The 11065-nt window shown below is 68.6% G+C and carries 12 protein-coding genes; 5 read left to right on the top strand and 7 right to left on the bottom strand.

Annotation, left to right across the window (positions count from 1 at the left end; all coding sequences use genetic code 11):
- A partial coding sequence (locus KF910_RS13815; protein WP_292263927.1) for a polysaccharide deacetylase family protein occupies window positions 1–500 on the bottom strand: 500 nt, incomplete at its 3' end.
- Between the two features lie 46 nt (window positions 501–546).
- The gene (locus KF910_RS13810; protein WP_292263925.1) at window positions 547–1803 is read right to left on the bottom strand and encodes a DNA polymerase IV; all 1257 of its coding nucleotides are present in this window, start codon (window positions 1801–1803) and stop codon (window positions 547–549) included.
- A 101-nt stretch (window positions 1804–1904) separates the two neighbouring features.
- Here KF910_RS13810 and KF910_RS13805 point away from each other — a divergent pair, with 101 nt between their 5' ends.
- Both KF910_RS13805 and KF910_RS13800 read left to right on the top strand, forming a co-directional pair.
- Window positions 1905–2270, top strand: a complete 366-nt coding sequence (locus KF910_RS13805; RefSeq protein ID WP_292263929.1) for a response regulator — start codon at window positions 1905–1907, stop codon at window positions 2268–2270.
- A gap of 6 nt (window positions 2271–2276) precedes the next feature.
- On the top strand, window positions 2277–3641 hold the full coding sequence (locus tag KF910_RS13800; protein WP_292263923.1) for a PleD family two-component system response regulator: 1365 nt from the start codon (window positions 2277–2279) through the stop codon (window positions 3639–3641).
- Window positions 3642–3709: 68 nt separating this feature from the next.
- Here KF910_RS13800 and rpmG read toward each other — a convergent pair whose 3' ends face one another.
- The 5 genes from rpmG to KF910_RS13775 form a co-directional block, all read right to left on the bottom strand.
- Entirely contained in the window at window positions 3710–3877 is a 168-nt protein-coding gene (gene rpmG, locus KF910_RS13795) for a 50S ribosomal protein L33 (protein ID WP_181543575.1), read from the bottom strand.
- Window positions 3878–3970: 93 nt separating this feature from the next.
- Window positions 3971–4690: an NUDIX hydrolase gene (locus KF910_RS13790; RefSeq protein ID WP_292263921.1), complete on the bottom strand. Its 720-nt coding sequence runs from the start codon at window positions 4688–4690 to the stop codon at window positions 3971–3973.
- On the bottom strand, window positions 4687–6999 hold the full coding sequence (gene rnr / locus KF910_RS13785; protein WP_292263919.1) for a ribonuclease R: 2313 nt from the start codon (window positions 6997–6999) through the stop codon (window positions 4687–4689). The genes KF910_RS13790 and rnr overlap by 4 nt, the downstream gene beginning before the upstream one ends.
- A complete protein-coding gene (locus KF910_RS13780) occupies window positions 7000–7449 on the bottom strand; it encodes a type II toxin-antitoxin system VapC family toxin (protein ID WP_292263917.1) in 450 nt (149 codons plus the stop codon).
- Window positions 7446–7697, bottom strand: a complete 252-nt coding sequence (locus KF910_RS13775) for a type II toxin-antitoxin system Phd/YefM family antitoxin (RefSeq protein ID WP_292263915.1) — start codon at window positions 7695–7697, stop codon at window positions 7446–7448. Before KF910_RS13775 ends, KF910_RS13780 begins: the two co-directional genes overlap by 4 nt.
- Before the next feature lie 114 nt (window positions 7698–7811).
- On the opposite strand from KF910_RS13775, the gene KF910_RS13770 reads away from it, so the two are divergent.
- The 3 genes from KF910_RS13770 to KF910_RS13760 form a co-directional block, all read left to right on the top strand.
- A complete protein-coding gene (locus KF910_RS13770) occupies window positions 7812–9215 on the top strand; it encodes a cystathionine beta-synthase (RefSeq protein ID WP_292263914.1) in 1404 nt (467 codons plus the stop codon).
- 16 nt (window positions 9216–9231) lie between these two features.
- Window positions 9232–9996, top strand: a complete 765-nt coding sequence (locus tag KF910_RS13765; protein ID WP_292263912.1) for an alpha/beta hydrolase family protein — start codon at window positions 9232–9234, stop codon at window positions 9994–9996.
- 14 nt (window positions 9997–10010) lie between these two features.
- Window positions 10011–11065, top strand: a 1055-nt coding sequence (locus tag KF910_RS13760) for a trans-sulfuration enzyme family protein (RefSeq protein WP_292263910.1), incomplete at its 3' end; no start/stop codon positions are given.

Below are 11065 nucleotides of genomic sequence, written 5' to 3'. Positions count from 1 at the left end.
CGGTCGGCCCGCCCCGCATTGACCCCGTCACGCACCCCCCGGCCCGAGCGGAAACGCCGGTCGATCACCGTTTTGGCCCTGAGGGCGCAGTCCCCGAACGGATAGGCGAAGGTCGTCATCCGATAGCCGTCCAGCCGCTCGGCCACCCAGGCGGCGTTGCGGGCCAGGCTGGCCTCCAGCTCGGCCGGGCTCAGCGTCAGGGTCGAAACATGCTCGAACGTATGGCACCCCACCTCATGCGCCGCCGCATGCAGGGCCTGCAGATGCGCCGTCTCGAACTGCGGCAGGTCCAGGTTGCGCCCGCCCGCCAGGCCGCCGCAGACATAGTAGGTCGCCTTCACCCCATGCTGGTCCAGCACCGGCCCCGCCTCGGTCCAGGCCGAGACGGGAATGTCGTCGAACGACAGGCTCAGCACGCCGCGCTCCGGGGCGACGGGCATGGGCCTGACGCCCAGGTACCGGCCGGCGCGACGGCGCATCTTGTCGATGAAGGACTTCATCCGGCCATCATGGCGCGGCGGGCTTAAGACCGCTTGAACGGTCGGTTCAGCGTTTCAGGGCCCGGCCCGCCACCACGACATTTCGGCCGAATTTGTCGCGTAGCCGGTCGATCGCCGTCTCGGTCTTCAGATTGCGGCTTTCGGCGCTGTCGAACAGGGCGGCGGGCGCGTCCTCGGCGTCGCGCACATCGGCCATGCCGATGCCGATCAGGCGGTAGGGCCGCCCCAGTTCGGGCTTCAGCATGGCCCGACCGGCCGCGAACAGGGCCCGCGCGGTCTGCACCGGCTCGGCCAGGGTCGTGCGCCGGGTCACGATCTTGAAGTCCGTGCGACGCAGCTTCAGCACGATGACCCGGCTGGCCACTCCGTCGCGCCGCGCCTTGGCCGCCAGCTTCTCGCACAGGGGCCACAGTTCGGCCTCCAGCGCATCGGCCTCGCTCAGGTCGTCGTTGAAGGTGGTCTCGGCGCTCATCCCCTTGCGGTCTTGCTCGGGGTCGACGCGGCGATGGTCGCGCGCATGCGCCAGGTCGTGCAGGCGCAGCCCATGCTCGCCATAGCGCCTGATCAGTTCGCGCGGATCGGCGGCGGCCAGGTCGCCGATGGTCGCATAGCCGTCGCTGCGCAGGGTCTTGCCGAACACCGGGCCGACGCCGGGCAGGGCGGTCACCGGGCGGGGCGCCAGCACCCCCACGGCCTCGGCGGCCCCGATGACCGAAAATCCGCGCGGCTTGTCCAGTTCGGAGGCAAGTTTGGCCAGAAAACGGTTGGGCGCCAGGCCGATGGAGACGGTCAGGCCGGTCTCGTCCTCGATCCGCTTCTGCAATCGCGCCAGCTGCAGCGCCGGCGGCCCGCCGTTCAGCCGTTCGGTCCCCGCCAGATCGATCCACGCCTCGTCCAGGGACAGGGTCTGGACCAGGGGCGTCAGTTCGCGCACGGCGCCGAAGATGCGGGCGCTCTCGGTCTTGTATTTGTCGAAGGCGGGCTTGATCACCACCGCGTCGGGGCAGGCCTTCAGCGCCTTGAACATCGGCTGGGCCGATCCCACGCCATAGAGGCGGGCGATATAGCAGGCGGTGGTCACCACCCCGCGCTTGCCGCCGCCGACGATCACCGGCCGGTCGCGCAGTTCGGGCCGGTCCCGCTTTTCCACCGAGGCGTAGAAGGCGTCGCAGTCCAGGTGGGCGATGGCCAGCCGGTCCAGTTCGTCATGGACCAGCATCCGCCGCGATCCGCAGGCCGGACAACGCCCGTCCGACGGCCCTTCGGACCCGGTGCGGAAACAGTCGCGGCAGATGGCTTTCACGAAACGGACCTCGGCTTCACGCCAACTTAAGACAGCCGCGCGACAGTGCCAGTCGAGAAGGCGAAAAGCCCCGCTTCCAAAGGCGAACCGACCGGGTGATGATGTCCAAGAAGGTTCTCATCGTCGAGGACAACGAGCTGAACATGAAGCTTTTTCATGATCTGCTCGATTCCCAGGGCTATGAGACCCTGCAGACCCGCGAGGGGTTGCAGGCCCTGGCCCTGGCGCGCCAGCATCGTCCCGATCTGATCCTGATGGACATCCAGCTGCCGGAAATCAGCGGGCTGGAAGTCACCAAATGGCTGAAGGACGACGAGGAGCTGAGCCACATCCCCGTGGTCGCCGTCACCGCCTTCGCCATGAAGGGCGACGAGGAGCGGATCCGCCAGGGCGGCTGCGAGGCCTATATCTCCAAGCCGATCTCGGTGATGCATTTCCTCGACACCGTCCGCAAGCATCTGGGGTAGGGCGGAATGAGTGCGCGTGTCCTGGTCGTCGATGATGTGGAGCCGAACGTCCGGCTGCTCGAGGCCAAGCTGACGCTGGAATACTATGACGTGGTCACCGCCTCGGACGGGCCCTCGGCCCTGACCCGCGCGGCGGCGGACCAGCCGGACATCGTCCTGCTGGACGTCATGATGCCGGGCATGGACGGGTTCGAGACCTGCAAGCGGCTGAAGGCCGATCCGGCGACCCGGCACATCCCCGTCGTCCTGGTCACCGCCCTGGACGGCCGCGACGACCGCATCCGGGGGCTGGAGGCGGGCGCCGACGATTTCGTCACCAAGCCGATCGACGATCTGATCCTGTTCGCCCGCGTGCGGTCTCTGGTGCGGCTGAAACAGGTCACCGACGAACTGCGCGAGCGCGAGGAGAACGGCCGCCGCCTGGGCGTCAACGCCGATGGCGGCGGGCGGCTGCGCGGCTCAGGCGGCCGCATCCTGGTGGTCGACGACAATCCGCGCCAGGTCGAGAAGATCGGCATGCAGTTGGTGCGCGAACATCGCCCGACCTTCGAGACCACGCCCGACGCCGGCATGGCCGCCGCCTCCGGCCCCATCGACCTGGCCATCGTCAATGTCGCGGCCGAGGGCTTCGACGGCCTGCGCCTGCTGGCCCGCATCCGCACCGACCGGGCGACGCGCAAACTGCCGATCCTGGCGGTGGTCGATCCGTCCGACCGGCCCCGGCTGGTCAAGGCGCTGGAACTGGGCGCCAACGACATCCTGCCCCGCCCGGTCGACGCCGAGGAACTGGCCGCCCGCGTGCGGACCCAGATCAAGCGCAAGCGCTATGCCGACTTCCTGAAGGAAAAGCTGGACTACAGCCTGGAGATGGCCGTCACCGACGCCCTGACCGGCCTGCACAACCGCCGCTACATGGCCGGCCAGCTTCAGGCCCTGGTCGGACGCGCGGGCCAGGGCGGCGAGCCAGTGGCCCTGCTGGTGCTGGACATCGACCACTTCAAGGCCGTCAACGATGGCTTCGGCCACGATGCGGGCGACGAGGTGCTGCAGGAGTTCGCCGTGCGCCTGGCCACCAATGTCCGCGCCATCGACCTGCCGTGCCGCCAGGGCGGCGAGGAATTCGTCGTCGTCATGCCGGGTTCCAGCCTGGAGGACGCGGTCCATGTCGCCGATCGCATCCGGCGCGACATCGCCGGGGCGCCCTTCCCGGTGCTGGGCGGCAAGGCGTCGCTGAACGTCACCGTCTCCATCGGCGTGGCCGCCACGACGGGATCCGGCGACACCCCCGAGGCCCTGATGAAACGCGCCGACGAAGGGGTCTATGAGGCCAAGTCCGCCGGCCGCAACAAGGTCATCGCGCGCGCGGCGTGACGCCGAGGCGAAATTGAAAACGCCCGGCTGATCCAGCCGGGCGTCGCAATATCTGAAGGGCGTAAGCCTTACTTGATCTTGCCTTCCTTGAACTCGACGTGCTTGCGCGCGACCGGGTCGTATTTCTTGACGACCATCTTCTCGGTCATGGTGCGGGCGTTCTTCTTGGTGACGTAGAAGAAGCCGGTGTCGGCCGTGGAGTTCAGGCGGATCTTGATGGAAGCCGGTTTGGCCATCGGAATTACCTTTGCGACGGCGAAAGCCGCTTGAAATGAGAGGCGCGGAACATACTCAGACGCGTCGCCAAGTCAACCGCGTCGGCGCATCCGTCAGTCCAGCCGCTCCACCACATGGCGCCCGCGCACCATCCGCACGAAGGGCAGGGGCCGCTGGGTCCCCGACAACCGCTCGGCCGTCTCGCCCAGGACGAAGCGGGTGATGGCCGGCAGATCCTGTGTCCGCGCCTCTTCCAGGTCCAGCCAGGCGATCTCGTCCAGTTCGCCCGAACCGGCGGTCGGTTCGGGGTGCAGCAGGGCCTCGGCCGGCGCCAGGAAGAAGCGGGCGTCGAACCGCCGCGTCCGTCCCGGCGGGGTGATGGCCCGCGCCACATAGCTCAGCGCCGCCAGGTCGGGCAGGGCGCCCAGGGCCCTGAACTCCCGCCACGGCCCCGCGACCGACGCCGCCGGCGCGGGCGAGGCCAGCAGCAGGCCGGTCTCCTCGAACGTCTCGCGCACCGCGGTCAGGGCCAGGGCGCGGGCGCGCCGGGCGGGCATCTCCATCGACAGGCGGCCCATAACGGCGGGCGCGGGTTCACTGGCCCAGGCGGCGGCGAAGTCGGCCCGGTCGATCCGCCCGCCCGGAAACACCCATTTCGAGGCCATGAAGACATGGCCCGGCGCCCTGCGCCCCATCAGAACCTGGTCGCGCCCGCCATGGCGTCGGGTCAGGATCAGGGTGGCCGCGTCCTTGGGAACCTGCCGCCCGCCGACGCGCGGCGCGTCGCGGCGGTCCTGCTCGGAATCGAAGGGTTCGGGCGGCGCCTTCGTCATCGCCGCCTGCCCTTCCGGACGCCTTTCAGGCCGCCCGAAGGCTTGCCGCCGTTGCGGGGCTTGGGGCCGCCGGGCCGTCCCTTGCCGCGCATCGGCGGGCCGTCGCCGCCGCGTCCGCGGATCCCCAGGCGAGGGGCGGGCGCATTGGGATCGCGCGGCTCGGGCTGGGATAGCATCTCCAGCACCAGGCCGCCGGTGACGGGCGTGGCCTCGACCAGCCGCGCCTCGACCGTCTTGCCCAGCGGCCAGCGTTTGCCCGTGCGTTGCCCGACCAGGGCATGGGTGCGGTCGTCATGGACGAAATATTCGTCCCCCAGCGAAGAGACGGGAATCAGGCCGTCGGCGCCGGTTTCGTCCAGCCGCACGAACAGGCCGAACCGGGTCACCCCGGTGATCCGCCCGGTGAAGGTCGCCCCCACCCGGTCTTCCAGGAAGGCGGCGATATAGCGGTCCATGGCGTCGCGCTCGGCGGCCATGGATCGGCGCTCGGTCTCGGTGATGTGTTCGGCGATGCCGCCCAGTTCCGCCACCTCCCGGTCCGTCAATCCGTCGTTCCCCAGCTTCAGCGCCCGGATCAGCGCCCGGTGCACGATCAGGTCGGCATAGCGCCGGATCGGCGAGGTGAAGTGGCCGTAGCGGTCCAGGTGCAGGCCGAAATGGCCGATGTTCTCCGGCGAATAGATCGCCTGCATCTGGGTGCGCAGGACCACCTCATTGACCGTCTGGGCGTAGGGGCCGTCGCGGGTCTCGTCCAGCAGGCGGTTGAACCGCTTGGTCGTGATCGGTTCGCCCTTGTTCCACGGCTTGCCGATCGTCGACAGGAAGTCGGCCAGGGCGAAGATCTTCTCCTGGCTGGGCGCATCGTGGACGCGATAGATCAGGGGCGTCTTCTTCTGCTCCAGCGTCTCGGCGGCCGAGACATTGGCCTGGATCATCATCTCCTCGATCAGCCGGTGGGCCTCCAGGCTGACGCGCCGCTCGATGGAGGCGATGGCGCCGTCCGGCCCCATCTTCACGTGGCGCTCGGACGACTCGATCTGGACCGGACTGCGCTTCTCGCGGCCGATCAGCATGGTGCGATAGGCCAGCCACAGCGGCTGCAGGATGGTCGTCAGGATCGGGCCGGTCGCATCGTCCGGCTGGCCGTCGATGGCGGCCTGGGCCTGTTCGTAGGACAGTTTGGCGTGGCTGCGCATCAGGCCGCGCACGAAGCGGTGGCCGGTCTTTCGCCCGTTCTTGTCGAACACCATCCGCACGGCCATGCAGGCGCGGTTCTCGCCCTGTTTCAGGCTGCACAGACCGTTGGACAGCACCTCGGGCAGCATCGGCTCGACCCGGTCGGGGAAATAGGTCGAGTTCCCCTTGTCCCGCGCCTCGCGGTCCAGGGCCGATCCGGGCCGCACATAGGCGGCGACATCGGCGATGGCGACCCAGACGATCCAGCCGCCGGCGTTCTTCTCGTCCTCGTCCCGTTCCGCATAGACGGCGTCGTCATGGTCGCGCGCGTCGGCCGGGTCGATGGTGATGAAGGGCACGACCCGCAGGTCTTCGCGCCCCTTCAGCGTCGGCACGGCCTGGTCCGCCGCCTCGGCCTCCACCACGTCAGAGAAGCCGATCGGCACCCCATGGGCGTGGATGGCCAGGATGGAGGCGGCGCGCGGGTCGTCCTCGCGGCCGATGGTCTCCAGAACCTTGCCGCGCTTGGGACCATAACGATGCTCGCCCCGCTCGATGGCCGCCAGCACCAGGTCGCCGTCGCGCAGGCCTTCACCCTGCGCCTGGGGCACGATCAGGACATTCCTGGACCGCTTGTCGACCGGCTCGACGCGGGTTTCGCGCGCCGACTTGCGGATCACGCCCAGGACGCGGTTGGCCTCGGCATCCAGCTTCTTGACCAGCCGGGCCTCCCAGCCGTCGACGCCGCGCTGGAATTTCACCAGCAGCCGGTCGCCCATGCCGGGGGCGGGCCCTTTTGCGTGGTCGGGCGTCAGGACGGCCTTGGGCGCATCGTCCGCGCCCTTGACCAGCCGCACATACAGTTCGCCGTCGGCGTCGCGTTCGACCACATCGGCCACGCCGACGGGGGGCAGGGCGCCGGCCTCGGAGAAGCCCTTGCGCCCGCGCTTGCCCAGGCGGCCCTCGGCCTCAAGCTCTTTCAGCATCTCGCGCAGCAGGCGGCGCTCATTGCCCTTCAGCCCGAAGGTGCGGGCGATGTCGGCCTTGTCGGCCTCTCCGGCTTCGCGGAGGAATCGGACCAGCGTCTCCTTGTCGGGAAGGCCGTTCGCGGGTCGTTTGGGGGTCTTTGTCATTCAGTCTTTCTGTTCGCCGAGGGGCTCGGCGGGATTGATGCAGGCCAGGCCCAGCGCCGCCGCGGCGCGGGCCATGCCCAGGTCCAGTGTAACGAGCGTCGCCTCCAGTCGATGCGCCGCCGCGATATGGATGGCGTCGGGCGCGCGCAGGGCCAACTGGGGTCTGCGGACGAACCGGGTCGCTTCGATCACGTCATCCGGCGTGATGCACACATGTTCGGAAATCTCCTTCGCCCAGGCGTCCATCTCCGAGTAAAGGACATCGGCTCCGTCGGAAGACCTGACGCCTATGCGAACGAGGCGTGAAATCGCTGCCGAAGCCTCGGCCAGGCAGAAGTCGCTGATGATGATCCGTCCCGTCGCGGTCGCCAGCGTCCGGTCCACGTTTGGACTCATGGGTTCTCGCAGGACGAGACAGACGACCGCGCTGGCGTCGAGCCAGAGCGTCACTCCGGATCACCGTCCCGCATGGCTCGGACAAGCGCCGCAGCGGAGATGTCGGTGTGGGGGCGCAAATCGCGGCGGCGGATGAACTCTTCCATCTTGGCGCGACGCTCCTCCAGAGTCAGCCTGGGCGCGGCCTTCAGCTCCGCCACGGGCCGACCATGCCGGGTGATGGTGATGCTCTCGCCCTTTTCGACCCGGTCCAGCAGGTGGGTGAAGTTGTTCTTGGCCTCGGCCACGCCATAGACGGCCATGATCGGCTCTCCTGTTCTGGCCATAAATATAGCCATAATTCCCGCGCGCCGCCACCGCTTGTGACGGCCGCGCCCCGCGCCTAGCTTGCCGCTCGAACCGCACGGAGTGATTTGATGTCCCTGTCCGCCGCCCCCGTTCTGAGCGAACCGACCGGTTCGCTGCTGACGCTGATCGGCAAGACGCCGATGGTGGAGGTGACCCGGATCGACACCGGCAAATGCCGACTGTTCCTGAAGCTGGAAAGCCAGAACCCCGGCGGGTCGATCAAGGACCGCATCGCCCTGTCGATGATCGCGGCGGCCGAGCGGGAAGGGTGGTTGAAGCCCGGCGGGACCATCGTCGAGGCGACGGCCGGCAATACGGGCCTGGCCCTGACCCTGGTGGGCCAGGCCAAGGGCTATAAGGTGCTTCTGGTCATCCCGGACAAGATGTCCAAGGAAAAAATCCAGCATCTCAGGGCCATGGGCGCCGATGTTCGCCTGACGCGTTCGGACGTGCCGCACGGCCACCCGGAATACTACACCGACATGGCCGAGCGTCTGGCCCAGCAGATTCCGGGCGGCTTCTACGTCAACCAGTTCGCCAACGACGCCAACTCCCAGGCCCATTTCGACACCACCGGGCCTGAGATCTGGGACCAGATGGGCGGCGATGTCGGCGGTTTCGTCGCCGGCATCGGCTCGGGCGGCACCATCACCGGCATCGCCCGGTTTCTGAAGTCGAAGGGCGCCAGGACCGAGATCATCCTGGCCGACCCGGTCGGATCGACCCTGGCCGGCGTGGTCAACGAAGGGATTCCGGGGCCGGAAGGCAGCTATACGGTCGAGGGCATCGGCCAGAATTTCGTGCCCGACACGGCCGACATGGACCTGATCGACACGGCCTATTCCATCCCCGACGCCGAGGCGATCGCGACGGTGCGCGAACTGCTGCTGAAGGAAGGGGTGCTGGCGGGGTCTTCGTCCGGCACCCTGATCGCGGCGGCCCTGCGCTGGTGCCGCGAACAGACCGAGGCCAGGACCTGCGTCACCTTCGTCTGCGACACCGGGGCCAAATATCTGTCCAAGGTCTATAACGACGCCTGGCTGGCCGATCAGGGCCTGGGCGAGCGCGAACTGCACGGCGACCTGTCGGACCTGATCACCCGCAAATACGCCGATGGGGCCGTGGTCTCGGCCACGCCCGACGACACCCTGGACACCGTCTTCAAGCGGATGCGCGGCGCCGACGTGTCGCAACTGCCGATCCTTCAGGACGGCCGCCTGGTCGGCATCATCGACGAAAGCGACATCGTCCACGTCATGAACACCGACGAGATCACCCGCCAGGAACGGTTCGGGAAGCCGGCAGGGTCGGTCATGACCCGCGACCTGGACACGGTGCAGGTGAACGAGCCTCTGGACGCCCTGATCCCCCTGTTCGACCGCGACCGGGTGGCCATCGTGCTGGATGGAGAGGCCTTCGTGGGCCTGATCACCCGCACGGACCTGATCAACCACCTCAGCCTGAACCGCTGAGTTCCGGGAGGGCGCCATGAGGCCCGTCAATCGTCGCCAGGGCCTGGGTCTGGTCCTGGGCGCATCCTGCGCCGCCGCCGCCGGACCTGGCCACGCCCAGCAACATCCGCCCGAGGGCCTGATGGAGGGCGAGTTCCTCAGCCGGGGCCAGCCCATGCCGGTGCTTCTGGCCCCGCCGACGGCCCAGGGACCGCTGACCGGCGCCAGCATCATGATGCTGCATGGATCGGGCGGGCTGGGCGCGGACCTGCCCACCTTCCTGGCCCCCGCCCGGCGCTGGGCGGCCCTGGGCTGCGCCGTGGTCATGCCGGTCTATTTCAGCGCCGCGCGCAATGCGCCCGCCACCGATCCCGTCCACTGGTGGAACACCGCCGTGGCCGACGCGGCCCAGTGGATGCAGGGCCTGCCCGGCGCCGATCCCCAGCGCCAGGGGGTGATCGGCTATTCCCGCGGCGGCTATCTGGCGGCGGAAGTGGCCGTGACGCAGACCAACCTGAAATGCGTCGTCGGGGTGGCCTCGGCGGGCAATGTGCGGCCCGAGGACATCGTGCGGCGTCCCGACGTCCTGCTGATCCACGCCAGCGGCGATCCGGTGATCCCCCGCCTTCGGACCCAGCACTGGGCCCGGGTTCTGCGCGAACGGGATGTGCCGGTTCAGGTCATCACCCTGTCTTCGCCGCGCCACGCCTTCAACGACCGGGAATGGGCGCGCATCTTCGACGACGCCGAACGCTTCTTCCTTCAGCGGCTGGCCGCCCCGGCCGCCTCAACCGCATCCTGACCCCGCGGACGCCCATGACCAATCTCAAGAACAGCCAGGGTTTCTCGACCCGCGCCATCCACGCCGGCCAGAGGCCCGATCCCACCACCGGGGCGGTGATGACGCCCATCTACGCCACCTCGACCTACGCCCAGGAAAGCCCGGGCGTGAACAAGGGCTATGAGTATGCGCGCGGCAAGAACCCGACGCGCGAGGCGTTCGAGGCCTGTATCGCCGACCTGGAGGGCGGAACCCACGGCTTCGGCTTCGCCAGCGGCATGGCGGCGACGTCCACGGCGCTGGAACTGCTGGACGCCGGGTCGCACATCGTGACCGGGGACGACCTGTATGGCGGCACCTGGCGGCTGTTCGAACGGGTGCGGCGCCGGTCGATGGGGCTGGATTTCAGCTATGTCGATCTCAGCGACCTGAACGCGGTTCAGGCGGCGATCACGGCCCAGACCCGAATGCTGTGGGTCGAGACCCCGACCAACCCCCTGATGAAGCTGGCCGACATCGCCGCCCTGTCGCAGCTGGCCAAGGCGAAGGGGCTGATCCTGGTGGTCGACAACACCTTCGCCACCCCCTTCTGCCAGCAGCCCATCGGCCTGGGCGCCGACATCGTCATGCATTCGGCGACCAAATATCTGAACGGCCATTCCGACGTCATCGGCGGGGTCCTGGTCACCGGCAACCCCGACCTGGCGACCCAGATCAAGTTTCTTCAGAACTCGGTCGGCGGGGTGATGGGGCCGTTCGACGCCTTCCTGGTCAACCGGGGGCTGAAGACCCTGGCCCTGCGGATGCAGGCGCACTGCGCCAACGCCCTGGCCGTCGCGCGCTGGCTGGAGGACCGCAAGGGCGTCGCCCGCGTCGTCTATCCCGGCCTGATCAGCCACCCCCAGCACGACCTGGCCGCGCGCCAGATGCCCGGCGGGTTCGGCGGCATGGTGACGGTGCTGATCGACGGCGATCTGTCGCGCACCAAACAGGTGCTGGAGCGGGTGGGGGTCTTCACCCTGGCGGAATCCCTGGGCGGGGTCGAAAGCCTGGTCAACCACCCGGCCATCATGACCCACGCCAGCGTGCC

It is taken from the genome of Brevundimonas sp., assembly GCF_019636155.1.
GTDB lineage: Bacteria > Pseudomonadota > Alphaproteobacteria > Caulobacterales > Caulobacteraceae > Brevundimonas.
The sequence above is the reverse complement of the archived record's forward strand: the minus strand, read 5'-3'. Positions and strand labels throughout refer to the sequence as shown.